This is a genomic window from Lentibacillus sp. JNUCC-1, from assembly GCF_009741735.1.
Taxonomy (GTDB): domain Bacteria; phylum Bacillota; class Bacilli; order Bacillales; family Amphibacillaceae; genus Lentibacillus_B.
In genome coordinates this window covers 544517-570743 of record NZ_WHOH01000003.1, presented here as the reverse complement: position 1 = coordinate 570743, position 26227 = coordinate 544517, and the positions used below count along the sequence as shown (strand labels likewise).

General features: G+C 44.2%; 24 protein-coding genes and 1 pseudogene. 4 read left to right on the top strand and 21 right to left on the bottom strand.

Annotated elements, in window-relative coordinates:
- The 9 genes from JNUCC1_RS13355 to JNUCC1_RS13320 form a co-directional block, all read right to left on the bottom strand.
- Positions 1–987 (bottom strand): N-acetylglucosamine kinase, encoded by a 987-nt coding sequence (locus JNUCC1_RS13355; RefSeq protein WP_197431744.1) that lies wholly within the window; start codon positions 985–987, stop codon positions 1–3.
- Positions 988–1047: 60 nt separating this feature from the next.
- Positions 1048–1917, bottom strand: a complete 870-nt coding sequence (locus JNUCC1_RS13350) for a MurR/RpiR family transcriptional regulator (RefSeq protein WP_156645939.1) — start codon at positions 1915–1917, stop codon at positions 1048–1050.
- A 47-nt stretch (positions 1918–1964) separates the two neighbouring features.
- Complete coding sequence (gene murQ / locus JNUCC1_RS13345; RefSeq protein ID WP_156645938.1) at positions 1965–2867, bottom strand: N-acetylmuramic acid 6-phosphate etherase; 903 nt, start codon at positions 2865–2867, stop codon at positions 1965–1967.
- 13 nt (positions 2868–2880) lie between these two features.
- Positions 2881–4029, bottom strand: a complete 1149-nt coding sequence (locus JNUCC1_RS13340; RefSeq protein ID WP_156645937.1) for an exo-beta-N-acetylmuramidase NamZ family protein — start codon at positions 4027–4029, stop codon at positions 2881–2883.
- A 12-nt stretch (positions 4030–4041) separates the two neighbouring features.
- Entirely contained in the window at positions 4042–5610 is a 1569-nt protein-coding gene (locus JNUCC1_RS13335; RefSeq protein ID WP_156645936.1) for a glycoside hydrolase family 3 protein, read from the bottom strand.
- A gap of 14 nt (positions 5611–5624) precedes the next feature.
- Entirely contained in the window at positions 5625–6371 is a 747-nt protein-coding gene (locus JNUCC1_RS13330) for a carbohydrate ABC transporter permease (protein WP_231784218.1), read from the bottom strand.
- Between the two features lie 107 nt (positions 6372–6478).
- A complete protein-coding gene (locus JNUCC1_RS18775; RefSeq protein WP_231784217.1) occupies positions 6479–6841 on the bottom strand; it encodes a carbohydrate ABC transporter permease in 363 nt (120 codons plus the stop codon).
- On the bottom strand, positions 6838–7344 hold the full coding sequence (locus tag JNUCC1_RS18770; protein ID WP_231784216.1) for a carbohydrate ABC transporter permease: 507 nt from the start codon (positions 7342–7344) through the stop codon (positions 6838–6840). Before JNUCC1_RS18770 ends, JNUCC1_RS18775 begins: the two co-directional genes overlap by 4 nt.
- A gap of 93 nt (positions 7345–7437) precedes the next feature.
- Positions 7438–8754 (bottom strand): ABC transporter substrate-binding protein, encoded by a 1317-nt coding sequence (locus tag JNUCC1_RS13320; RefSeq protein WP_156645935.1) that lies wholly within the window; start codon positions 8752–8754, stop codon positions 7438–7440.
- A 315-nt stretch (positions 8755–9069) separates the two neighbouring features.
- Here JNUCC1_RS13320 and JNUCC1_RS13315 point away from each other — a divergent pair, with 315 nt between their 5' ends.
- Positions 9070–9336 carry a hypothetical protein gene (locus tag JNUCC1_RS13315; protein WP_156645934.1) on the top strand — a complete coding sequence of 89 codons (267 nt, stop codon included), beginning with the start codon at positions 9070–9072 and terminating at the stop codon, positions 9334–9336.
- A 120-nt stretch (positions 9337–9456) separates the two neighbouring features.
- Here the strand turns inward: JNUCC1_RS13315 and JNUCC1_RS13310 are convergent, their stop codons facing one another.
- On the bottom strand, positions 9457–9915 hold the full coding sequence (locus tag JNUCC1_RS13310) for a flavodoxin (RefSeq protein ID WP_156645933.1): 459 nt from the start codon (positions 9913–9915) through the stop codon (positions 9457–9459).
- 159 nt (positions 9916–10074) lie between these two features.
- Here JNUCC1_RS13310 and JNUCC1_RS18310 point away from each other — a divergent pair, with 159 nt between their 5' ends.
- The gene (locus JNUCC1_RS18310; RefSeq protein ID WP_197431743.1) at positions 10075–10218 is read left to right on the top strand and encodes a hypothetical protein; all 144 of its coding nucleotides are present in this window, start codon (positions 10075–10077) and stop codon (positions 10216–10218) included.
- Between the two features lie 69 nt (positions 10219–10287).
- Here JNUCC1_RS18310 and JNUCC1_RS13305 read toward each other — a convergent pair whose 3' ends face one another.
- The 4 genes from JNUCC1_RS13305 to JNUCC1_RS13290 form a co-directional block, all read right to left on the bottom strand.
- Positions 10288–10527: an indolepyruvate ferredoxin oxidoreductase subunit alpha gene (locus tag JNUCC1_RS13305; protein WP_156645932.1), complete on the bottom strand. Its 240-nt coding sequence runs from the start codon at positions 10525–10527 to the stop codon at positions 10288–10290.
- Between the two features lie 115 nt (positions 10528–10642).
- Positions 10643–12205, bottom strand: coding sequence for a ribosomal protection-like ABC-F family protein (abc-f, locus tag JNUCC1_RS13300; RefSeq protein ID WP_156645931.1), 1563 nt, complete (start codon positions 12203–12205; stop codon positions 10643–10645).
- A gap of 648 nt (positions 12206–12853) precedes the next feature.
- The gene (ltrA, locus tag JNUCC1_RS13295; RefSeq protein ID WP_442915421.1) at positions 12854–14173 is read right to left on the bottom strand and encodes a group II intron reverse transcriptase/maturase; all 1320 of its coding nucleotides are present in this window, start codon (positions 14171–14173) and stop codon (positions 12854–12856) included.
- 1196 nt (positions 14174–15369) lie between these two features.
- Positions 15370–17538 (bottom strand): DNA topoisomerase III, encoded by a 2169-nt coding sequence (locus JNUCC1_RS13290; RefSeq protein ID WP_156645930.1) that lies wholly within the window; start codon positions 17536–17538, stop codon positions 15370–15372.
- A 129-nt stretch (positions 17539–17667) separates the two neighbouring features.
- Between JNUCC1_RS13290 and ytaF the strand changes: the two genes are divergently transcribed.
- Entirely contained in the window at positions 17668–18276 is a 609-nt protein-coding gene (gene ytaF, locus JNUCC1_RS13285) for a sporulation membrane protein YtaF (protein WP_156645929.1), read from the top strand.
- A gap of 45 nt (positions 18277–18321) precedes the next feature.
- Here ytaF and JNUCC1_RS13280 read toward each other — a convergent pair whose 3' ends face one another.
- The 6 genes and pseudogenes from JNUCC1_RS13280 to JNUCC1_RS13255 form a co-directional block, all read right to left on the bottom strand.
- Positions 18322–19137, bottom strand: coding sequence for a ZIP family metal transporter (locus JNUCC1_RS13280; RefSeq protein ID WP_156645928.1), 816 nt, complete (start codon positions 19135–19137; stop codon positions 18322–18324).
- A gap of 137 nt (positions 19138–19274) precedes the next feature.
- Complete coding sequence (locus JNUCC1_RS13275) at positions 19275–19661, bottom strand: 5-carboxymethyl-2-hydroxymuconate Delta-isomerase (RefSeq protein WP_331713782.1); 387 nt, start codon at positions 19659–19661, stop codon at positions 19275–19277.
- A gap of 20 nt (positions 19662–19681) precedes the next feature.
- A complete protein-coding gene (locus JNUCC1_RS13270) occupies positions 19682–20440 on the bottom strand; it encodes a fumarylacetoacetate hydrolase family protein (RefSeq protein WP_156645927.1) in 759 nt (252 codons plus the stop codon).
- 97 nt (positions 20441–20537) lie between these two features.
- Positions 20538–21221, bottom strand: a complete 684-nt coding sequence (locus JNUCC1_RS13265) for a fumarylacetoacetate hydrolase family protein (RefSeq protein ID WP_156645926.1) — start codon at positions 21219–21221, stop codon at positions 20538–20540.
- A gap of 18 nt (positions 21222–21239) precedes the next feature.
- A pseudogene (locus tag JNUCC1_RS13260) lies at positions 21240–22390 on the bottom strand (Leu/Phe/Val dehydrogenase).
- Positions 22391–22398: 8 nt separating this feature from the next.
- Entirely contained in the window at positions 22399–22878 is a 480-nt protein-coding gene (locus JNUCC1_RS13255; RefSeq protein WP_331713781.1) for a flavin reductase family protein, read from the bottom strand.
- A gap of 468 nt (positions 22879–23346) precedes the next feature.
- Here JNUCC1_RS13255 and JNUCC1_RS13250 point away from each other — a divergent pair, with 468 nt between their 5' ends.
- The gene (locus JNUCC1_RS13250; protein ID WP_156643873.1) at positions 23347–24831 is read left to right on the top strand and encodes an IS1182 family transposase; all 1485 of its coding nucleotides are present in this window, start codon (positions 23347–23349) and stop codon (positions 24829–24831) included.
- A 315-nt stretch (positions 24832–25146) separates the two neighbouring features.
- Here JNUCC1_RS13250 and hpaD read toward each other — a convergent pair whose 3' ends face one another.
- A complete protein-coding gene (gene hpaD, locus JNUCC1_RS13245) occupies positions 25147–26130 on the bottom strand; it encodes a 3,4-dihydroxyphenylacetate 2,3-dioxygenase (RefSeq protein WP_156645924.1) in 984 nt (327 codons plus the stop codon).
- Between the last annotated feature and the right edge of the window lie 97 nt (positions 26131–26227).

Sequence of the window (26227 nt, the reverse complement as noted above, 5' to 3'; positions counted from 1 at the left end):
TCAATTCACCTCATTCATGGACGTTTGATAGTTTTCAAAAAAGGTTTGTTTTTCTATCGATAAGTGCTGATGTGTGATCGCCCCAACCACTGCCCCTGCGACAGGTTCAAGTTCAGGTTTAATCAGTTTCGCATCTATCCCATGCCTGTCAAGCGTTGCTGCAATCGGCTCATGGAACAAGTCCATCCGGTTAAAAATACCGCCAGCCAAAACGACAGGAATCTGATCATCCGTCTCTCTTGTAAAGTGTTTATCGATTAAACAAGCGATGGACGCCCCAATCGCCTGTGCATGCTCCGTTATGATGGCACAGGAAGCCGGATCACCTTTGTCTGCTTCAGTAAAAACCAACTTCGCCAAGCCGGAAACAGTGACTTTAAGGTTATCGGATTGATAGATATGAGGTATGAGATTCGGCAGCTGTTTCTCGTTAAAATGATCAAGCACAGCCTCTTGCAAAGACGTAGGGCCGCTCAAGCCATCATATGCACGAAATACGGCATCCAATAGGTCTTTCCCAAGTGTAAAGCCGCTGCCCTTTTTATCAATAAAATGTCCCCAGCCACCAACACGGTTATGGAGCCCTCCCTCATTTATACCGTATGTAATCGATCCTGTCCCGGAGATCTGAACGACACCCGGCTCTCCCAGAGTACCTGAATACAAAGCCGTTACAGCGTCATTATCCACTTCGACCTCACATTGCCCGTCCAGTAAACTTGAGAGCATCTGACGCATCTGTTGTTGGTCATCAGGTCTGCTCACACCGGAGAGTCCTGCAAAGACTTGAGTTATGTCGTTTGCATGAAGGCCTGAGTCATTCATCAGCTGACCGAACAACTGCTTAAATGCTTCCTCTACTTTTTGGAGCGGCACCCCATTGGGATTTGTTGCCCCGGCCAAGGCTTCTGCCAGCACATGCCCATGTCCATCTGTAATGACACCTTTTGTCTTGGTGCCGCCCCCGTCAATTCCTAAAAAATACATCAAGTTCGCCTCCATTAAAGAAAAGGATTAACCCTTGACGAGCTAACCCTTTATGATCATTTACCCTTTTTTACCGTTTAACGTCAGGAAGTCAACCGCGTCTCTCGTGGCCCCTAAATGTCTGACCGTTTCTTCATATTGGAGAGATGCCACACACATAAAGAGAATATCTACAACCTGCAGCTGAGCAATACGTGATGAAGTCGCACCGCTTCTAAAGGTTGGTTCACTTGTAGCCGAGGTGAACAGATTGATATCCGCATGGTCAACGACGGTCGATTTGCCATATTTGGTTAAACTGATCGTTGCTGCATTGTTTTCATTGGCCAGTTGCAGGATCTTCGCAATCTCTGGCGTTTCCCCAGAGAAAGAGATACCCACCACTACGTCTTTATCGGAAGCGTTTGCGACCAATGTCGCTGCCATATGCATATCTTTAAATGCGTGTGCGGTTTTATCTATACGGAGAAATTTCTGCTGAGCGTCTTCCGCAGCAATGCTTGAGGCCCCCACACCTATGAAATGAATCCGTCTTGAGACTCTTAAAACGTCAACGGCCTTTTGTAACTGTTCTGTATTAAGCAGTTCAGCCGTTTCACGGATCGTCTGCACTGTATTATCTGTCATCTTCTTTATGATAGAACTCGCCGTTTCGTTTGGCTGGATATCCTGATAGCCAACATAATCATCGGGTTTTTGTAAATCCCCCGCAATTCTCAATTTGAGATCTTGAAACCCTTGCAAATTCAACGATTTGCAAAGACGGATCACAGCGGCACCACTCGTGGAACTCCGCTTCCCCAATTCATTAGCTGTCAAAGAGATCGACTCCTGAGGATGCTCAATAATATAGGATGCTATTTTCTTTTCGGACGGGGGGAGTTTCGGAAGCATTTCCGTCAGTATTAAAATTCCGCCAGTAGTGGTCATACGATCAGCTCGCTTATGGGTATTTATGTATATGGTACACCATTTTCTTATTCGTTGGGAGATTCGATGGCATTACGCACAAAGCCTTGTGCTTCATCAATTCTCTTTTGTGCTTCAGCGAGAGTGACGTGTGCTTTGATCATGACAATCGCAGGCTTCACTTCATAGCCTGTCTCTTCCAGTACGGCTTCAGCTTCTTCATATGATACACCGGCAATCGTGCACAACATGTTCTTGGCACGTTCTTTCAGCTTGTTGTTACTCACCTTCAAGTCCACCATCAGGTTCTCATACACCTTCCCAATGTTGATCATGGAGGCTGTCGTAATCATATTCAAAATCATCTTATGAGCTGTTGCAGCTTTCATTCTCGTTGATCCGGTTAACACTTCAGGCCCAGTGATGACCTCGATATTGATTCGCGCAAAATCACTGATCGCAGCATGAGCATTACTAGAGAGGCTCACTGTATCTGCGCCTGTTTCTTCAGCATATTTTAAAGCGCCAATGACATAAGGTGTCCGCCCGCTTGCAGCGATCCCCACCACAACATCCAGCTCTGTCAGATCTCTTTTCGCCAAATCTTCTCTGCCGCGTGCTTCCTCATCTTCCGCGCCCTCTACGGCTTGAACGAATGCATCGTTCCCGCCGGCCATCACTGCCTGCACCAGTTCGGGAGGTGTGCTGAATGTAGGCGGACATTCCACGGCATCCAATATGCCTATGCGCCCACTTGTGCCAGCACCGACATAGAACAGCTTCCCACCCTTAGCGAGAGCGTGAGAAACAGCTTTAACCGTCTCTTCCACTTCCGGCAGCACTTTTTGAACACTTTGAGCGACCGTCATATCTTCCTGATTCATCACCTTAAGCATATCGTGTGTCGACATATTATCGATATGCATCGTGTGCTCATTTCTCTTTTCTGTCGTTAAATGTGTTAGATTCATCCGCTTCCCCATCCTAATCATATAAAAGATAACGTTCTCTTTGCTTGCGGAAATCCTGTGATTGCTGCTTGCATAATTCAAGGAATTCAGCAGTGTCCCCTTCCAGTATCAAGGATTTCAACCGTTTCGTCCCTGCTAAAAGATCAAAGAAGAATTTGCCGTTGTCATTCTCTGAAAAGCTGAACGCATCTTCGTATAGCATTGCTACCGTGTCCAGCAGTTTAATTCCTGCTTCAAATGAGTTCAGTTGATCTCTGTCTGAAACATGCAGCTGTACACCGCTGCACACTTCATTTTCATATTTTTGATACGAAGGAATGAAAGAAGTTGGCCGTGCGAGAACACCGGGTATGTTTTTCTGATTAAAAGCATGAGCCAGCTCCTGACCGTCTATAAACGGAGCCCCGATTTGTTCGAATGGTTTGGTGGTGCCTCTTCCTTCTGACAGGTTTGTCCCTTCGATGAGACATGTGCCAGGGTACAATATCGTCATATCTGTATGGGTGGTATTCGGTGAAGGCGGTACCCAGAAAAGTCCTGTATCGTCATAGTACATCCTGCGTTCCCAACCCTCCATCGGAACGACGGTAAGATCACAGTCATAGCCGAATTCACTTTTAAACATCAATGCCAGCTCAGCCACAGTCATGCCATGTCGGTTCGGAATAGGAAATAGGCCGACAAAAGAACGAACAGATTCTTCCACAAGGTTTCCCTCGACTTGAGCACCAGACACAGGGTTTGGACGGTCCAGCACAACCAGCTTCTTGTCATGTTCTTTGCACGCTTCCATGACATAGGCCATTGTGTAAATATAAGTGTAATAACGCGCACCAATATCCTGGAGATCAAACACAAGCACATCAACTGACTCCAGCATCTTTTCAGTTGGTTTTCGAGTATCCCCATACAAACTATAAACCGGAAGACCTGTCGAAGGATCGACCGCAGATTCAATCTGCTCACCCTCTCTTGCGTCCCCGCGTATACCGTGTTCAGGGGCATATAAAGCGGTTAAATGAATATCAGGATGTTGATTAAACAGATCAATGGCAGGAATGAGGTTTTGATTCACACCTGTCATGTTTGTAATTAAACCAATCCGCTCACCTTTAAAGGATTTATATGTGTGCGTCAAAAATACATCGAGTCCAATTTTCATACAATCCCCCTCTCACACATCCGGCAAATTTACAGGCAAGCGTCCTTGAACGCTCACTTCACCAAACATGGCAGCAACGGCGATTTCAATAGCAGTGGTTGTTGACTCATAGGTGCAAATATGCGCAGAAGCTTTCGGAAACCTGGAAAGCTCATACGGACTTTTTAGGGCTGCCACAACAAACGGCACACCCGTTTCATAAAGATCGTTTGCCAGGGTCAAAACTTTCTCACTTGGATTTAAACTTCTTGTGCACAATACGACGCACTCGTATTGGGACATATCTGCTTCTTCCGTCATAGCATTCAGCTGGACAACCGTTGTGTTCGGGTGGTGTGTTTGTACGTATTGTCCAAATGAAAAGTCTGTGTTGCTTTGATCTTCAGCCAAGCTGAAAGATGCCTCGTCAGAATCCACTACAAGTACGGTGCTTTCTTTATTTAATTTCAATGGCAGGATACCATCGTTCTTGGCAATTGTGACACTATCTCTGTAAATGCGTTCAGCCAGATCACAGTGTTGAGCTACGTCTATTTGGGCAGTGGACTTCTCCAGCTGCAGATCTTCCCAGCGAAGATATTTTGCCTTGAGGTCATAAATCCGTTGATCTGCAGCATCAATCACGTTCATAAACGCTTCATCATTCACAGCGGCGTCATATACCGCTTGAAGCGCTGCTTTCTGAGTCTGTTCGGTATGTGAAATCATAGCAAGGTCAACCCCCGCTTGGATGGCGTGTACGGTGCCCTGCTCAGTCCCGACACCATCCGCAATAGCCTTCATCTCGAGGCAATCGGTTGTGACGACCCCGGTAAAACCAATTTCTTCTCTTAAAAGGCCGGTTATCACTTTTCGGGATAAGGTTGCAGGCAGCCCGGTTTCATCATCAATGGCCGGGAAGTAAATATGAGCTGTCATGACCGTATCTGCACCTGAATCAATACAGGTTTTAAAAGGGTGCAATTCCACGCTGTCAAGTCTTTCTCTGTCATGAGAAATGACTGGCAGATCAAGGTGGGGATCTATATCCATATCACCAATTCCCGGGAAATGTTTTAATGTGGTGATAATGCCAGCGTCCTGCATGCCCTTCATAGCTGCCTGAGCAAACTCGGCAACTTTGCCGGCTGACTCTCCAAAAGACCTTACACCAATCACAGGATTTCTCGGGTTATTATTAACATCTGCATCTGGTGCAAGGTTCCAGTTAATACCAAGCGCTTTTAACTCTTTGCCTGTTGCAAGACCAACTTGGTAGGCATTATCTGCATTGTGAGTTGCACCGAGGGCCATCGAACCAGGGAACAGTGTTGTACCCTCACCCAACCGGCGGACGATGCCGTTTTCCTGATCAAGACAGATGAGCAAAGGCTGCTCATAACCGGCACGTTTGGCTTCCAATTGCAATTCAGTCGTCAGTTCGAGAACTTCCGATGGCGTGCCGATGTTTCGGCTGAACAATATGATGCCGCCAATATGATCATCATGAATCATTTTACGAATATAATCCGGAACAGATTTTCCTTCAAATCCTACTACAAACAAATGACCAATTTTCTTCTGCAGTTCAGCAGACTTCATGAATGGACCCTCCTTTAACCTTTAATCGCACCACTCATAGCGCCTTTGATAAAGAATTTTTGCAAGAACAGGAAGAAAACAATGATTGGAATCATTGAAATGATCGCACCTGCTGCAATGAGACGCCAGTCCGAGGTGAATGTGCCTTGGAGCATATTCAACCCAAGTGGCAGTGTAAACATGTCTTGATCATTCACGATGATTAATGGCCATAGGAAGTCGCCCCATGCCGATACAAACGTGAAGATCATTAACGTTACCATCGATGGCTTCACAAGCGGCATTAAAATGCGGTACCAGATCTGAAAACTATTGGCACCATCCATTCGCGCCGATTCGTCAAGTTCGTTTGGGACGGTGATAAAGGCCTGTCGCATAAGAAACACACCAAATGCCGTCGTGACGTGCGGGAGGACCATACCCAGATAGGTGTTTTGCAAGCCAAGATTTAAAGAAATAATGTAAACTGGAATCATTAAAAGCTGGAATGGAATCATCATGGTTGTGAGCACCAGAATGAAAATTGTATTCCGGCCTTTAAACTTCATTCTAGCCAGTGGATAAGCGGCTAAAGAACAGAATAAAACATTTAAAAACACCGTTAGAAAAGCAACTACGACACTATTAAATAGGTAGCGCCAAAACGGGAACGTGTCCATGACTTTCACAAAGTTCATTAAAGTTGGCTCTTCGGGCAGAAGCTTGGGGGATACTGAAATATATTTTCGCTCCCTGACTTCAATGCCGTTGACAACAGCCATAAAAACGGACCAATCATAAAAAGTGTTACAACAATTAACAGAAGATACAAAAACAATTTTCTTACAATGGATTTGTCAGATGATTTGCTTGCCATTCAAGTTCCCCCTTACGCTGTGTTGTCTTTGCCCATTGTTTTGATATTGATAGCTGATAGAATCAATGTAAGCAGGAATAGAATAACCCCTGCTGCACTTGCGTACCCCATATTGAGACGGTCAAATGCTTCCGTATATATGTAGAATACGAGCGTTTCGGAACTGTGCAGCGGCCCGCCACCAGTCATAATATAAATTTCTTCAAACACTTTCATTGCCGCAATCGATGACATAATGGAGACAATCAATACGAATGGCATCAAATTTGGAATCGTCACCTTGGTAATCTTTTGCCACCAATTGGCTCCGTCAATGTCCGCAGCTTCATAAAGATCAGTAGGAATTGACTGTAAGCCGGCCAGATAAATAATCATATAATATCCAAGCCCTTCCACACGGTTACGACCATAACGGCAAAAATAGCTGTTTGCGTCGAGGTTAACCAGTGGATCGGTTCTGAGATAATATTCAGCACGTCCAGTGCATAGTTTAGCAGCCCATTTTCTTTATAGACCCAGTCCCAAGCAATACCGGCAACAACCAGTGAGGTGACCACAGGAATATAATAGGCTGAACGGAAGAAACCAATTCCTCTCAGATTCTGATTCACCAGAACAGCCAGAAATATAGGTATAACCACCAATGCTGGCACAACACCTATCAAATAGATAAAGGTATTTGTTAAGGTTTTCCAAAACAAACCATCCTGAAACAACGTCTCATAATTGCTAAAACCCACATACTCAGGATCTGTAATCATATTATAATCCGTCAAACTCATCCAAAATGCCTGCAGCATCGGATAAAAAATAAACGCGCCTAATATGACACAACCAGGCAGCAGGAACAAGTATGGTGTAAGCTTGTTTGTTTTCACATATTTCACCCCACATTCTAAAAATCAGATCACGATATGATGTCTTAAAAAAAGAAGGGGAGGTAAGTTAACCTTCTCCCCCTCCAAACTTGTTTATTTACTTAGAATATTGTTCCACTCTGCTTCTGCCTGATCGAGTGCTTCTTGTGGACTCATGTTGCCGAGCATGGCCTCTGAAATGGCGTCATGCATAGCTTGTCTGAGTTCATCATAATTTTTCATTGGTTTAATTAAAAGCTCTGACTCGTCCAACTGTGATGCAGAGGTAATACGAACCATATCAATCGGCTCAGCATCTTCTCCAGCATCTTGGAAGTATGGATCTTCCAATGCTTCAACGTTTGAAGGCATAATTGGTGTCAACTTGGCAAACTCAAGCTGGTTGTCGCCATTTGTGAGGAAGAGTGCAAACTTAACAGCTGCATCTTTACTTTCTGTTTGTTCTGGCACGACAATATTTTGAACAGCAATTGTTTTCTTACCGCTTTTACCAGTAATACCTTTAGATGGTACTGTGTTCTTGTAAACATCAGGTGCGTTTTCTTTAATTTGTGAAATGAACTGTGATCCAATAAATGTACCCACTTCACCTGCTTGATACATATCAATTGTGTTTCTCTGATCACCTGTCAAAGCTTCACGCGGGATCAGGTCGTTCTGATAGAGGTCTGTGAAATATTCAAATGTTGAAAGGCCCTCTTCTGTATTAAATGCAGCTTCTGTACCATCTTCGTTTGTCAATTCTGCGCCCATTTTCACCATGTGCTGCAGAACTAAGGACAAATCAAGTGAAGGATAGTAACCATATTTGCCTGTTTCTTCTTTAACAGTTTTAGCCAATTCTTTAGCATCTTCATATGTTTCAGGGAAATTCTCTTCAGGATCAAGACCTGCTTCTTCATAAACGGCTGTGTTATTCAGCATTACTTCTGTAGACAGGTACCATGGAATCGCAAATGTTGTTCCATTGATCTGATTGGCTTCCCAAGCGCCTTCTACATAAAGCTTCTGGTCTTCTTCAGGAACTGCTTCATCCATATTAACCAGGGCATCCAAATCTGCCAGCTGTGACGCGAAGTTAGGGTTCAGGTTCACCACATCAGGGGCAGTGTTGGAACTTACAGACGTCAAGATCTTCTGACTAAGATCTGCTGCCGGAACATCCAGCCACTTAACTGTAATATTAGGATTTTCTTCTTCAAAGTCAGAGATGACACCTTCAATATAATCGGTGAATGTTGGCTTCAGCTGCATTGTCCAAAATTCAATTTCAGTTTGTTCAGACCCCTCGTTCGTATTACCTTCAGCATTATCACCTTTTGAAGATGAATTATCGTCATTACCGCCGCAAGCGGAAAAAACGAGTAAAACCATCAACAACAATAAACCTGTTAAACTTTTCTTAATCATGATATGAATAGACCCCTCTCTTATTTTGTAATACGATTTCATGTTGACAAGGCTTAAATTTTCCAATATGTAGACAAATAAACGAAAACCAGTGCCCTCCCTTTTGTTAAAAGTAAGCCTTTACAACTGATCAAAAATAAATGACTTACACGTTTAAATGAAAGCCCTTTTATTTCGCTCAAATGAATTATATAAAAATATATTCCATAAGTCAATGGTATTTTTTAAAATATTATTTCAGTTATGTTTCTTATATTTTCATATCGTAATAGATCCCGACATGACGTATAATAGCTGTTAAGGAGGTGAATACAGATGAGTCCTGAGCAAGCCGATCATATTGAAAAAATGCTTGAGACAATTGTTCAAACAGTGGGAACGATCATGGAAGAACAAACAAGCATGAAAAGAGATATAAGCTCTATGAAGGAAGATATAACTTCTATAAAAGAGGAAAGCGATACGCGCCACAAACAAGTATTGGATCAATTAAGGGCATTAAAAGCAGATAATGATTTAATCTGGGAAAAGCAATATCAACATGAACGTGATATTGGCATTTTTAAAAAACTTTACGGTTAAAAATGCTCCTAGATCCCGGAACCCCTCAATTCCTCAATTGACCTTCAATTTAATTTCAAAACAAGAATCCCCTTTAGCAAAGCCGCGATTGTTGCCTGCTTTGATAAAGGGGATGTGTATTTAAGAGGCCTTATCCAATAACCTGCATACTTCTGCAGCGAAAGCCTGGCAGCGTTCAATGTCTTCCTGATCAGGCGTGAGATCGACCTTTAGCTTCTGGGGGATAACATGCCCGCCAAGATCTTTGATATGCTCCCAAAGGATATCGACCGCACCGCCATAAGTGTCATAGAAAGAATCAGCCGAACCAAACACGCCATATACCGGACCTCTGATATCGGTCTCGTTAAGCTCCTCATCAAAATCTTCGACCTCATAAGGAAGTGTTCCATCATCCCATGTGTGTGTTCCAATTAACACCGCATCGTATTCAATCAAGTCTTCCACATCAATCGGATCAAAATCAAACGTTCGGATCTCGACTGTGTGATGACATGCTTCGAGATAATCCGTTATCGCTTCGGCCATCAACTCTGTATTCCCGGTCGTACTGGCATATATCATCAATATGTTGGACATGTTCATCCCACACTTTCTTAATATCATTCGGTTACTTCTATCTTAATTGAAATTGATTATTATTATCAACATAATAAGCTCGCTTTTTGTGTCTAAGTCGTGTCAATTAAGAGGAATATATATTATACTGAAATAGAAATGTGTAAAAGGAGCGGTTTAATGGTAAAAGTAAAGATGAATGTTCAAACAGCTTATCACGGAGATTTGCTCAGGGCAGGCAAGGTTTATGAAGTGGACGAAGACACAGCGCAACGCTGGCTCGCCGCCAAGCTGGCTGAGGAAGCAACTGACAATGACGATTAATAAAAGGCAAACAAAAGCGTCCGCTCTCATCAATGAAAACGGACGCTTTTTTTATATGTTGTTATGTGCTTACCGGTTCGCGAAAAATTCCTCTGCCTTTTCAAGAAAAATTTCTTGGTCAGATGACAAATCGTACTCTTCCTCGATTGCGTCAACTGGACAAACGGCCTTACATGCGGCACAATCTATGCAAATGTCAGGATCTATGTAAAACTGATCCGGACCTTCTTCAATACAATCCACCGGACAAACGGTCACACATTCACCTGACTTTTCCCCCTGGCAAGGGTCAAGAATGACAAACGCCATTTATATGAAACCTCCTTATAAAAGTAAGTTTAGATCTCGTCTACATATCCATGATACATGAAAGCCATGCCACAAGTAAACCGCTTTACACCGATCATGCTAACACCAGTTGAATTTACAGCTCATGACTCAATTGTATATTTCTTTTTTGCTCCAAGAGCTCTTGATATTCCTTTTCCAGTTCTGGAGACGATTCAAAACTAAGCTTGCCCAGGACCTCGGTTATTTTGTTATCAATAATCATTTGCTCTGTGTTAATCTTATCAGGTTTTTCAATTGTTTCCTCATTTTGATAGGTCACATAATCCCCTTCGAAAATAGAAAGTTGCTGCTGTTCAATCACTAGCAGACGTTTGGCAACACGTTCTAAAAGCCGCCGATCATGACTTGCAAATATAACTGTGCCAGGAAAATCTTCTAACAAAGATTCCAGTGCTTCTACACCCTGAATGTCAAGAAAATTTGTCGGCTCATCAAGAACCAAGGTGTTGATTTGACTTAGAAAGATTTTAGCAAAGGAGACTTTGACCCGTTCTCCTCCACTAAGTACTTTGACTGGTTTAAACACATCATCGCGAAAAAAATGCAGCCTGCCTAGTACAACCCTAATAAGCGTCTCGTCCTGCTCAGAAGTTCCCTTCACATTCTCTAAAATAGACTTTTCCTGATCTAAAATATCCAGGTTTTGACTGAAGTATCCCATCTTAACAGCTGGTGAGACTGTGATCCCTTCTTTCTCTTGAACAAGTTGTTTAAGAAAAGTTGTTTTTCCTGTGCCGTTTTTGCCAACGATCCCGACCTTATTTCCAGCGTTGATGTGAAAGGTTGTTTTTTTCCACAATTCTTTATTCCCTGCGAAGCCTTCAAGGTTATTCACGCGGATGATGATGCGGTCTCCCAATGTCTCAGCATTCGGCAGACTCATTTGAAGCGGTGGTTCTTCTTTCACTTTCTCCACCTTTTCTAACTTGTCTATTCTTGTTTGAATAGCATTAGCTGTCGTATACAGCTTCTTTTGTTTTTTAGCATAATAAGGTGTCGCGCGTGCCTGATGTGCTTCAGGGTTCTTCGTTGCCTGAGCAGCCTTTTTTCTTTTGAGCTCCAAAGCGCGCTCCAATTGTTTCTTTTTTTGTACGTATGCATGATGCGCCTCTTCCTTGTGCCTGAGTGCAAGTTCGCGTTCTGCTTCATAAGCCGAATAGTTCCCTGTATAAGTCGTTATTTTTGTATCTGCAATTTCCCAGATTTTATTACATAACTTATCGAGAAATGTTCGATCGTGCGATACAATCACCAGCGCACCTTGCCAGCGGTCGAATTGCTGTTCGAGCTTCTCGATATGCGATGTGTCAAGATTTGCAGTTGGCTCGTCAGCTAAAAGAATATCTGGTTTTGCAGCCACTGCTTTGTCGATATAGCTTTGTGTGATCTCACCGCCACTTTTAAAGGCGTGATCATTTTTAATTTGTGGAAGCAACTGGCAGCTTCCATGTTTTTCAATAAAACCTGTTTGAAGTTCTATTTCGCCGCTCAAAAGATTCATAAGGGTCGTTTTTCCGCTTCCATTTTTACCTACTACCCCAATTCGGTCGGCTGTTCTGATCTGAAGTTGGTCAATATTAAGCAAACGCTCACCGTTGATATCATGAGTCACTTCATTTATATTCAATAACTGCATAATTAGCCCTCATTTCTTTTTTGGTAATTCGGGGCAATAAAAAAACGCCCCATTCACAATGAATAGGACGTTAATGTGCTTGTGAAACAATTGAGTATGGTCGTGCACAGCAAACTATTCCAACGTTCGAAACTTTGCTCACGCCAAATAAAGGCTTATGTGCTTTGCATCTCAAAAGTGCCAACAAGGCAGAACATCCCATTCTTTGTGTCCGATATTAGCGCATAGTGAATAACACAGGTCACAGCCTGTTCGCGCAAAAATTTCGGTTCACATCTAAAACAGGATTAGTTGCTCATCTGCCCATTGGTCACCCTTTCCGAAAATAATAAGTAAATTATATTCAATTTAAAATAAAATGTCAACCAGGCTGCAACAGAGAGGATCTTTATCAAATCCACATCAGCACGACACAGTATGCGTAAACTGCGAACTAACTTGTACCTGCCTCACGCAGCCGCTCGGGGGAAACACTGCGCTTTCCGCGGGCGCTGCTGAGCCTCCTCGGTCTGACGACCTGCGGGGTCTCACCGAGGCTTTGCATCCCGGTCGAGTAAGCGGGAATACTCTCTAGTTTTCGAGAGTATTCCTCACTCCTCACAGAACCGTGCGTGCAGTATTACCGCACACGGCTCTTCCTATTATCATTTACAAAATATAGCTAATCTCGTTTCTTAGTTCATAAATGTTCACTTTCATTTTCGGCTTGGGCAAGGGGTATTTTCTTAAGAATAAGTTGAATTTATCCCAACTAAAAGATTTCCTTTGACTCCGTCGATTCATCCACTTAAATAACAATTGCTTGACCCGGTAGAGGAATTCCTCCACCGCCAACGTATTATCTGTAATACAATAATAGTTGTAATATCCTTTAAGTGACCGATCGAGTCTTGCCATAATCTCTTGAATATCTCTGTTTCGATTGGCTTTCAGCCACTCCTTTTGATTCGCTAGCTTGGCTTTCATTTTCTTGCGGCTGGTCTTGCGTTTAACACGAAAGTTACCGGTTCGGCTTTTACTGCAATAGTGCGTGAAGCCAAGAAAATCAAATGTAGATGGCTTTCCAGATCCTCCATTTCCAGCGTTTCGACCAAATGAAATGATACTTGTTTTGTCTTCAGCTATTTCCAAGCCAAATTTGGCTAGTCTTTTAATTAATGCTGAGTAGAAAGCTTTTGCTTCGTCCTCATACTGAAAACAACATACAAAGTCATCGGCATAGCGCACGATGTATGCATGTCCTTTGCATTGCTTCTTGACCCGTTTCTCAAACCATAGGTCTAGTACATAGTGCAAATACACATTCGCTAAAATGGGGGAAATGATCCCTCCTTGCGGAGTCCCTTTATCCGTATCAAAATACTTTCCTTCCTCCATGTAACCTCCCTTAAGGAAGCGTCGGATGATTCTTAAGAGGTTCGGGTCTTTGATACGATGGTTCAGAAACTTCATCATCCAGTCATGATCGACATTGTCAAAGAATCCTTTAATATCAGCATCCACCACAAAGTTGGTGGGGCGCTTTTCAATATATACATTCAGGATTTTCAACGCATCATGACAGTTTCTGTTAGGGCGGAAGCCAAAAGAGCTTTCAAGAAAATCATTCTCATATATGGCATTAAGAATCTTCCCTATAGCCCGTTGAACAATCTTATCCTCATGGTCAGGGATACCTAAAGGTCTTTTCTTTCTCGAGCCCGGCTTATCAATGTAAGTGCGTCTGACTGGTACAGGGCGGTAAGCATTGTTCTTAAGCCGTTTGACCAGATCATCGACATTTTCATTGAGGTTATCGCCGTAGCCTTCCTTAGAAATTCCTTTTGTACCTCTGGCTTTTTCACTAGGCAATTCATAATGACATTGTTTAAGATTGTTCACGTTTAAGAGATGTGCCAATGACGTAAACGCCATATTCTTATCTTTCTTAGCTAATTCTGCTATCCTTGTTAGTTTCGTTTCCATCATTAATTCCACCTCTGGGTGTAGATAATGTTTCCCTTTCAAGGTCGATGACAGGTAGCGGCCTTCCCTCCATCGGAGTTACCCGATTTCTTTGGTACTATGCCGCTATCCGACTTCCTTTAGACATCTGACAGCCCTTACTTTATTATCGCTTGTTCGTCATTACTCTTCGTCAGAAGAGATCTAAAGGACCTCCCGAGTTGCCGTAATATATCAATGTGTGACGTGCCGAGGTCACCGACCCCGAGGAAGCTGTTATGATCTTGCCTTGTCGATCATAGCAATGTTGCCTTCTATGCTCCTGAGCATATCGACCTTCCTGAAAGCACGAATTTCGGAGCTCAATCCCTTCAACCGCTTGGCTTACGGCCCATCACCTCGCTGTCTACGCTTAAGGGCAAATGTTACCATTTGCCGTCCAAGACTCGCTACGAGCGAATGGCTAGTTCTTTCTCGACGGGGATTCCACCCGTTATATATTACGACCTATGCTCGGCCGCACCAGGAGTCTCCGTGTTTCCCCGAGCTAGTTGAGAAGTGTTCATCTTTCTTCTCGCTTTCGTGAGCAGAACCGATGAAAGTATGAATGGGCATATATGGAAAAAACTATAAACGGAAATAAATACCTATAAGTAAGCCGAGAGTACGACTAAACCAGGGATAATACCTATTAGCAGCCTGCTCAAGAAGTCTTCACGTTCATACTCGATTTCTTGAGGAGAGCCGTCCAAGCCACTGATTAACATAGAGTGATTGGAGCGGAGGAAAGTCGACTCCTGCGGGAACAGCACGAGTCCGAAGACCCCGGAGCGTTACATTAGGGAGGGTCGACTAAGACCGTCCTTTGCGGACAACGTCGACATACCCCTTGCCGGGGCAAGGAGGCGTCAGGGGATGTTCGATTAAAACCGGCGCGTCCTGCGCCAACATCGAACGACCTGCGTCCTGCAGGCCCCTTGGCTAGAGGACACTGTGAAAGTGGGATTCTTGAACAGATGTCGCACTTGAGCTGTGATAAAGTTAAAGCGACTTCCCGCAGCGCAAATCACGAGCCTCTCACCCTTCAGCATGGGCTAAGTTTTCGCTAGTTCGCATTTTATGTCTGATGTCTTTTATGTTGTTGGTTTTATTAGGTTGAATCAATTGGAGAGAGTGGAATTAAAAACGCATGGCGCTTTTGGCCATGCGTTTTTGTTGTTTTATTTTTTTAGTTTTGCAAGTTGCTCAGCGAGGGCGTTGTTTTTAAATCCGTCGTCTTGTTTCTTCAGGTATTTATTAACGTCTTTTTTCGAGACTTTATGTTTTTTCTCACGGTCTTTTCGTGCGTTAAATGTGGAAAGCTTCTCGCGGTGACCGCAAACACAGGTGAAGATCTGGCCCTCCCCTTCCCCGCGCAGGTCCATGCGCTTGTGACAGTTTGGACAACGGGCATTGGTTTGCTTGGCGATGTTCTTCTTATGCCCGCATGATCTGTCCTTGCACACGAGCATACGGCCTTTTTTATTACGGACTTCAAGCATAAGTTCCCCGCATTCCGGGCATTTGGTGCCGGTCAGGTTATCATGCTTAAAGGTGGCATCGCTTGCCTTAATCGTCTGGACAATTTCTTTGGCATACCCTTTCATATCGGAAATAAATTGATCTTTTTTCAGCTTTCCTTCAGCGATGGCGCTCAGTTTTTGTTCCCATTCGGCTGTAAGTGCCGGGGAACGCAATTCTTCCGGTGCCAGTTCCAAAAGCTGCTTTCCTTTAGACGTCAAATGGATAAACTTGCCGCGCATTTCAATGTACATGGTGTTGAACAACTTCTCAATGATATCAGCGCGCGTCGCAACTGTTCCGAGTCCGCCTGCGTCAGAAAGGGTTCCCGCAAGGTGCCGCTCATCTGAAGCCATATACTTAACCGGGTTTTCCATGGCTTGAAGCAAAGTGCCTTCTGTAAAACGGGCAGGCGGTTTTGTTTCGCCTTCAGTCATTTCAACTGCAGCACCGCGCAGCTGATCCCCTTCCTGAATTACCGGAAGCCGGTTCATCTGTTCGTCATCTTCATTATAATTCGTGTTCCGGTAGATCGACTTCCAACCAGCTTTTTTCACGACTTTCCCTTTTGTCATAAAGGTCTCGCCTTTAATATCAGCCGTAATTGTCGTTTCCTCAAATTCTTCAGGATCTGATAGAACGGCGAGAAAGCGGCTCACAACCAGATCATAAATCTTACGCTCATTGCTTGAGAGATCGGCTGTACGAGGGGTTTCTTCAGTTGGAATAATTGCATGGTGGTCCGATACTTTTGCGTTATCAACCACGTTTTTGCCGAGTTTGAAATCTTTCTTTAAAATCGATGCGGCATGTTTGCTGTATTGGTCGATTCCACAAGCCTTTACCCGTGTCTTCAGGGTTGGGACGATGTCAGATGATATCACCCGGGAATCTGTTCGCGGATAGGTGAGAACCTTATGCTGCTCATAAAGCCGCTGCATAATGGAAAGCGTCTCTTTCCCTGAAAAATTAAAAATCCGGTTCGCATCTCGTTGGAGATCAGTCAAATCATACAACTGCGGCGCAAATGACTTTTTATGCTTTTTATGAACCTTTACCACTTGTGCTGGCTGATTGGCAGTTGCAGCTTTTTTGTCCTCCGCTTTTTCCTTGGAAAACATCCGGGTATTGTTTTGATGATCTTGCCAGGTAAACGTCAAGCCGTCCTTGGTTTTAAGCTTTAATCCATAAAAAGTCTTTGGCTTAAAATTTTTAATTGCTTCTTCACGACTGGCAATCATCGCAAGGGTTGGGGTTTGCACCCGCCCAGTTGAGAGCTGTGCGTTATATTTGGTTGTCAGGGCTCTGGTTGCATTCAAACCGACATACCAATCTGCTTCAGAACGCGCAACAGCAGCGGCATACAGGTTCTCATAGGCCTTTCCAGGTTTCAGATGTTTGAATCCATCACGGATCGCCTGATCGGTGACGGACGAAATCCACAGGCGCTTAACCGGTTTGTTGACGCGGGCCTTTTCCAAAATCCACCGCGCGACAAGTTCCCCTTCACGACCGGCGTCTGTTGCAATGACCACGTCTTTCACGTCTTTGCGATTGAGCTGAGCCTTTACGGTGCTGAACTGTTTACCGGTTTTCTTAATGACAACCAGTTTCAAGCGATCCGGCAGCATTGGCAGATCATTAAGATTCCATGTTTTAAGTTTGTCATCATATACTTCAGGGTCAGCAAGGGTCACCAGATGACCGAGTGCCCAAGTGACAATATGTGCAGAGCCTTCCATATAGCCGTTGCCTTTTTTCGTGCATTTTAACACACGGGCCAAGTCACGACCGACGGAGGGCTTTTCAGCGAGTACGACAGTTTTCATTGTAAGACAGTCCTTTCAAAAGTTCCTCTCTTTACTTTAACACAACTGCCCCTGGGTCGTAATCTTTTCTCACACAAAGGATGGTACACCATACAATAATGAAGAATACGATCAAGGGATTGATCTGCAATGGCACTCACTGGATTATTGTTTTTGGTTATTGCCGTCAGCATCGATGGCTTTGGAGTTGGCATCACATATGGCATGCAAAAAATACGTCTCCCTTTATTCGGCACTGTCATCATAATGCTGTGTTCTGGTGCCATGGTTCTGTTGTCAATGACAATTGGAGACGTCTTACGCTCGTATATTGACCCAATGTATACAACCGCTCTAGGCGGGTTAATTCTTGTGTTTCTCGGGTGTTTCTCCCTCTATAACATCTTACGTTCGAAAAAAGATTCGACGTCAAAAGGGAAAAACACGCATGTATTAAAGTCAATCTTAGATGATCCGCATGCAGCCGACCTTGATCAGTCAGGGTCGATCTCAGCTCGGGAGGCGTTGCTGCTGGGATCAGCACTTGCACTGGATGCTTTCGGGGCAGGACTTGGAGCAGCTATGATCGGTTATTCACCATGGCTCACTGCAGGTCTGATCGGTCTTATGAGCGGTGTGTTCGTTTATTTAGGTATCAGTATTGGTATCATTCTTTCACAGAAGAGGCTGTTGAAGAATCTGACCTACATCCCGCCAGTCCTGCTGATGATCATTGGCATGGTTAATGTATTCAAATAAAGCAGACACACAATGCGTGTGTCTGCTTTTAATGGAGCGTATATTTTAGCCTAAAGAAACATCCAAAATCATCATAACAGTAAAACCTATCATGAGAGCGATCGAGGCCAAATCTTTATTGCCATTCTCTTGTGATCCCGGAATGACCTCTTCTGCAACGACAAAAATCATAGCACCTGCTGCAAAGCTTAAAGCATAGGGCAGAAGCGGGTCTATAAAGGTTACAGCCAGCACCCCTATGACAGCTGCAATGGGTTCTACCATCCCTGAAAACTGCCCGTGCATAAAACTCTTTCCACGTGACATGCCCTCACGTCTCAATGGCAGGGACACAGCCACACCTTCTGGAAGATTTTGCAGTCCAATCCCGATCGCCAAAGCAATTGCACTGGCAATGGAGGCTGATTCGACGCCAGATGCCACGGCACCAAAAGCAACACCAACCGCAAGACCTTCCGGGATATTGTGAAGTGTAATCGCAAATACGAGCAATGTACTTCTTTTCTTTTTATTTGGCTGAATGCCTTCAGCCTCATCTATGGATAAACCAGGATGAAGATGTGGGAGCAGCTTATCCACGCCCCACAAAAAGAAACCACCCAAAAGAAATCCGATTGCTGCTGGTATCCACGATGGGACAGGTCCATCTTCAGCCATTTCGATCCCTGGAGCCAAGAGGGACCAGAAACTTGCTGCGATCATAACACCTCCAGCGAAACCAAGCATCCCATCCAGCAGTTTTTGACCCATATCCTTTTTCGCAAAAACAACAGCGGCACCAAGCGCTGTCATTCCATAAGTAAATAAAGAAGCCAGGATCGTCAGCAGTACTGGATCATATTGTGATAAACTTTCTAGCATGTCTGCACCTCCCTGTTTGTTAAAAACCTCAATAGGTCTCAATAGACGTTAAGAGCATTTTATAAACATAAAATTTAAAACGCACACCATTTAGTTTGTGTGCGTTTTTGGAAGTTATTCCATATTCATAGGTATCATCAGCCGTATCGATCATGTATGCGGTTTTTTTTATAGGTTCCAGCTCCACCAAATTCATACCGTTCCATGGATAAAGCGAGCGGGCGTTGCTCGAATATATGAGCGAAGTGCTGTTCAATCATTTCAAACAGGGCGTCACTTGCTGCTTTTTTCACTGTTTCCGACCGTCCCCCGCCCATTTTGAATGTTACATGGACAAAAGCATCATCAGGTCCCTCTCCGTCAGCAATATAATAATCTTTCAGTTCAATTGCACGAGACCTGATGCCTCCAGTGGGGAAGACCCCGTCTTGAGCAATCAATACAGTGTTTATTTTTTTCAGCAATCCCTGAATATCTCCTTGTTCTTTTAAGTTATCCGTATACTCAACGATAATATGGGCCACGCAATCCCCCTCTGTCTCATTTATGTTCTCGCAAAAGCCACGTCTCCAACTATTGTATTCTTTAAAGCACCGATGCCTTCTATTTCCGTAACGACTTCATCCCCCTCATAAACGTGAACCGTTCCTTTAGGAGTTCCGGTTAAAATGATGTCGCCTTCTCTCAACGTCATGAAGCTTGATAGATACGCAATCAAGTAGGGAATATCAAATACCATATCTTTCGTGCATCCATCCTGGGTTAATTCGCCGTTCACATACGTTTTTACCGCTAGATTCATCGGATCAGGTATACCTGACGCATCAACAAACCACGGCCCGATTGGTGTCAGTGTATCACGGTTTTTCACGCGCAAATTCGGTCTGTAGTAGTTTTCCAGATAGTCTCGTATTGTATAGTCGTTGGCAACTGTATAACCTGCAATATAGTCATAGGCATCAGCTTGAGAAACATCACGCGCAGTGCGACCGAGCACTACAGCAAGTTCACATTCATAATGCATATGGATCGCATCATCTGGTCGTCGGGTGAAGGCATTGTGACCAATAAGTGCATTCGGCCCTTTTAAAAAGACGAGCGGTTCATCTGGGGCATTGAAGCTGATTTCACTGGCATGATCGGCATAATTCAAGCCAAGAACAAAAATGGTGCCCGCTTCAACAGGCGAAAGCCATACCACATCTTCTGGTTCAACCACTCTTCCATCTGCAAGCTTTAACTTCCCTTCAAATTCAACCGCATCATGAACTGCGCCAAAACAGGCAACACGTGCGCGCTTCATCGCTTACCACCTCCAACACCGGCAACCGTTTTTGAGACAACTGTATTCACCAATTTACCGACGCCCGGAATCTCAATCAATACATGATCGTCTGCTTTTATAAGCGGGGATTTTCAGGTGTTCCAGTCAGCACCACATCACCAGGACTCAAGGTCATAAATGCTGTGATGTCTGCAAGCAGCTTGGAGACTGGCCTGATATGATTCCCAGTATGGTTCGTCTGAACACGTTCTTCATTCACATACACGTGAATCTCCAAATCATCCGGGTTTTCTATTTCTGACCGTTCCATGATCCAGGGACCTACTGGACAAAAACCATCCCGTGTCTTATTTTTAATATCAGGTCTGAAGTAACTGTCGTGGGGTACGGTGACATCATTGACTACCGTGTAACCTGCCACATAATCAAACACATCATGCTCCGGCACCTGGCTCATTGTTTTTCCAATGACTATGCCTAGTGCTGCTCTTGCTTGAACTTCATCTATACCCTCAGGCAAAGGTATGGCGCCCATATGCTGGTTGATGGTATTGGCAGGTTTTATATACATCACCACATGTTCGGGTGGTTTTTGATAAGGTGCCTTGTTAAAATCGATTTCTGTCACTTCGCCCTTAAAATTAAACAAAGTGCCATAAACTGTGCCTTTGATTGGAGGCGCCCAGCTAAGTGCATCTAAATCATACTGCGTTCCATTCCATTCAACGGCATTGTCACCGTCTGTTAACATGTGTTCATAGTGCTGCCCGTGAGTGAGCAAAGCCTTCGCATGTCGCATGTTAAAACCTCACTCCCATCATTCCTTTATGTTCCACTTTGGACTCCGTTTTCTATTGAAAAAGCTGTTACGCACCGCCTGTTCTTTCATACACTCTTGAACCCTTAAGTCTGCTGCTTCATTTGTCGTAATCCCCTCGAGGTTTGCCATTTCATAGATCGATAAAAGGGCGTCATGAATCGCAGCTGTTTTATTCAAGACACGCTCAGGGTTAGGCCCGTATAATTCATCAGCCACTTGAATTAAGCCGCCAGCATTTACAATAAAGTCAGGTGCATATAAGATACCTTTTTGGTCAAGTACCTGGGCATGCCGTTTTGTCTCAAGCTGATTGTTCGCCGATCCGACGACAGCTTTCACTTTCAGCCGCGGTATCGTGGCATCATTTAAAACACCGCCAAGTGCACAAGGTACAAACACATCAGCCTCCACATCAAATATCTCGTTTTGATTGACAGCATGCACTGTTCCGGGGAGATTTTGAGTTTGTTTTTGCAGCAGTTGAACAGATTCTTCACGGATATCTGTCACATACACTTTTGCCCCGCGTTCAAGCAGATGTTCAGCCACTTTAAACCCAACCTTGCCGAGCCCTTGGATCGCATATGAGCGATTTTTGAAATCCTCCTGTCCGAACAAGAAACGATTAGTCGCCTCAAGACCATAGACCACCCCTCTTGCTGTCGGTATGGAGGAATCGCCCCCGCCCCATAAGCTTCAGGAAGGCCGTTAATAAAATTGGTCTCTTTTGCTGCATGAACAAAATCGTCCATTGTGGTTCCCATATCTGTCCCTGTATAAAAACGGCCGTTTAAGGATTCCACAAATTGACCATATGACCGAAACATAGCAGCCGTTTTGTGATGTTTGGGGTCGCCGATGATTACACCCTTAGCCCCACCAAAATCAATGTCTGCGGCCGCGCATTTATCTGTCATGCCTTCTGACAGCCGCAGTACATCCTTCAATGCATCTTCCACACTGGCGTAGGGATACATGCGTGTTCCGCCAAGTGCAGGCCCAAGGGTCGTATTATGAATGGCAATAATAGCCTGTAAGCCTGTCGCCGGGTCATTGCAAAATATGACCTGCTCGTGTGTCTGCATGCTGTTAAAGAGTGCTTCGCTGCTTCCTGTCTCGTATAAATGTTCAAGCTGTTTCACGGACATGCTCCTTTCTATTCCGCCTTGATCCGGTCTATGACTTGTCGATATTCCCCTCCGTAAAACACCAGCGGATCTCCGTCTTCAACTTGAAGATCTTTCACCTGGCCTACATATAAAATGTGATCGCCTGCTTCTGTCATGGTGTAGACATTGCAAATCAATCTGACAATGGCCCCCTGGACCGTTGGCACCCCTTGGAACCATTCAAAGTTAATGGAGCGCTCATCATTGATCTGACCGGCAAAATAAGCTGACATGTCCTGTTGCTGGTCATTAAGAATACTCACTGCGAATTCACCCGAACCTTCTATATAGCTGTTCATCGTTGCTTTTCTGTCAACAGATACGAGGATCAGCTTTGGTTCCAGTGAAACAGACATAAAGGCGTTCGCTGTCATTCCCCGTACATCTTCCCCCACCTGCGCAGTAATGATCGTCACCCCTGTCGTAAACTTTCCCATCGCCGTCCGGAACAGTCGATCATCCAGCAAACAATCCCTCCTTTCCGTCATGTTTTTTCAATGGCTATTTTCGAATCAAATTTTCCGTAAACTGCGAAGTAACTAACCTTGTACAAAGGAAGACGTCGCTCCGAAAATACATTTCGCTTTCCGCGGGCACGGCCTCAGCCTCCTCGCGGAAAGACCACCGCTGTGGGGTCTTCGGACTCGTGCTGTTCCCGCAGGAGTCTTCATGTATTCTCTCCGCTATATGTGTGCCACCTATTTTTGTAACGTTTATACCCTGCTAAGAACAGTGAATGTCTCTATTAAAAACGGAGGGAACATACACCTCACCCAGCTCGGGGGAAACACGGAGACTCCTGTGGGAGCAAAAGCCTAGGAGTCTGTCCGACGGAATGAAAGTATTACCAGATAAATGGGTGGAATGCCGGACTTTCATGTATAATTAATATTACAAAGTGAAGATTGAACGGAAAAAGAAAGGGGCATTCCACCATGGCACCATTTAAGCCTTATTCAGTGGAACAAGGAGAGCTAATCCCGACGTATTTTGGGGATTTGATTCCTTCTGATCACCTTGCTCGCACTGTTAACGACATTGTTGATGAACTAAATATTTCTCATATGACAATTCACTATAAAAATCGTGGTCAAGAAGCTTACCATCCGAAGATGTTGATTAAGATTCTCTTTTATGGCTATCAAACGGGTGTGTTTTCATCCCGTAAATTGCATACGGCAATTCAAGAAAGCATTCCCTTTCGCTGGCTGGCCGGTGGCCAGAAGCCTGATCACCGCACTATTAGTGATTTTCGAAAAAACAACATAAATAATTTGGCCCCTTTATTTAGTCAGGTTATTCTAATCGCTAAAGAATTAGGTCATGTATCCATGGCACATGTAAGCATTGACGGTTCAAAGTTCAAGGCTAATGCTTCAAAGCACAAAGCGATGACACGCGGCTATATGAAAAAAGAAATTAAGCGTATGGAACAGCTTATTGCCGATCACTTGAACGAAGCCCAGCTGCAAGATGCCATCGAAGATGAACAAACGGAACCCACAAGTCGAGGTATACAAGATTATCAAAAGCGCCTGGAAACGATCAAGGAAGCATTACAAAAACTAGAAGAACGCAAACCTGAATCAGCTTTAGCAACAGCTGACAAGGACCAGGCTAATTTTACGGACGATGATTCACGAATTATGAACACCCGGACACAAGGCGTGATACAAGGCTACAATCCACAAGTTGCAGTTGATTCAGACCGTGGATTTATCGTTGGAATGGCCATGAGTAATAATTCCAGTGATCAACAACAGTTTGAAAATGTCTTATCCTCCATTCGGGAGAATATGGGTGCCATGCCAGAGATTGTTACAGCAGATGCCGGTTATTTTAGTGCAGCCAACATTCAACAAGCCGAAACCTATGGAGTAGATGCCTATATTGCAGCAACCAAAGAAGGCAAACAAAATGGTAATCCTTATGACAAGTCGAATTTCACTTATGACCAAGAGCAAGATACATATATCTGCCCTATTGGTCAAAACATGGTGCTTAAAAAAGTTAAATACCGCCATCATGAGACCAGACCTACAACATGGATTTATGAAGGTCAAGCATGCTTAGACTGCCCCTTTCAAAGTGAGTGTGTAAAATCTAAAACAGGCAAAAGAACTATACAACGTACAGAAGCTGATCCAATACGTGAAGCTATGAGAACGAAAGTTCAAAGTGACGAAGGGAAAGACATTTACAAGAAACGTAAAGCAATTGTAGAGCCGGTGTTTGGGCAACTGAAAGCGTGTCAAGGCTTTCGGCAATTTCACCTCCGCGGAAAAGAAAAAGTTTCGGGTGAATTTGTGCTGCTTGCGTTGGCTCATAACCTTAGGAAGCTTCATTTTCTTAAGCATCCAAAAAATGTGTTAAAGCAAACAAGGGATAAGTCTGTCCAAAATCTGAAAAAGTTATCATAAAGGGCACGGATAAGGCTGGATTTAAACACTATTCACTTCAAAATAGCGTTTTTTTGGAGAAATATGCTCAAAAAGTTAAATCTGACCCCTTAAATAACATTCCGTCGGACAGACTCCTAGATGAGACCCCACAGCGCGCAGCGCGAGGAGGCTCATCAGCGCCCACTGGACGCGGAGTGTTTCCCCCGAGCGGTTGCCAGAAGCAGTTATTCCAAGTTTTCTTTGGTCCGCTTTTTATTTCTAATATTCGTTAGGGATTATAACTTTTTAAGAGAGACTATATTAAAGAGCTTTTTAATCTATTTTATAAGACTGCTAGATGACAAAGGTTGGTTTATGTTGCTTTAATTTCCCCGGGTTCAAGGGGACTGGTTTATCTGTCTGTATATCCAAAACCGGCATGGCTTCTTCAAACCAGCTGTCGGGTGCGGCGTGGCCCCAAAAGGTTTGCCGCATGGGATCGTTGATATCCCAGCGGATAGGCTTGAAATCCGGATCGCTTGTTAAATAGTCACCGTTATACAGCTCAATCCGGTGCCCGTCAGGATCTCTTAAATATAGGAAAAAGGCGTTGGACAGTCCATGTCGGCCGGGTCCGCGTTCAATCTGGTCTCCATATCCCATTGAGGCGAGCACATCACATGCATGAATAATCGCAAGTGGATCAGGCAGCCAAAATCCAATATGATGGAGACGTGGACCAGGCCCATTCATAAAAGCCACATCATGGACCGTCTGTTTCCGGTGCAACCAAGTCGCCCACACATCGCCTTCAGGTGTATTCGTGTATTCAGAACACCTGAAACCAAGTTCATTTTGATAGAATTCCTGTGCAGCTCCAACGTCCGACACCATGCAATTAAAATGATCGATCCGCTGTACACGTGCGCCTTTATACAGATCATACCGCTGCAACATACGCTCAGCAGGCTCTATCTCCGCAAAGAACTCCAGTGGCAATCCGACTATATCCATCACACGTAGCGCACGTCCCATGGCTTTCTGACTTCCTTTTTCCAGCCATGAAACAGCATGGCCTTTTTCGGAAAACATAGCGGCCAAGCGATCCAGATCCTCGGCGCATGAGACTTTATATCCCAGTGCTTCCACAGCCGGTTCTGCTTTCTTTTTTAAAACAATGCTATGATGGCAATGTTCCTCAAGTCCGCGAAGGTAAAGGTGCGACCCATCTGATTCAGTTTCAATAAACCCAAGCGCCTCTACGTAAAACCGGCGAGATGCTTCCAGATCCCTCACATGCAAAACCGTTCGGGCACATCGAATAATATTAACGTCCATCTATATCCATCCCCCCAGAAAAACAAGCAGATTACCTTTCAAATTACAACTTCGTAGTTTGAGAGCAGAGAAGCAAGTTTTCGATTATGCGTTTTTA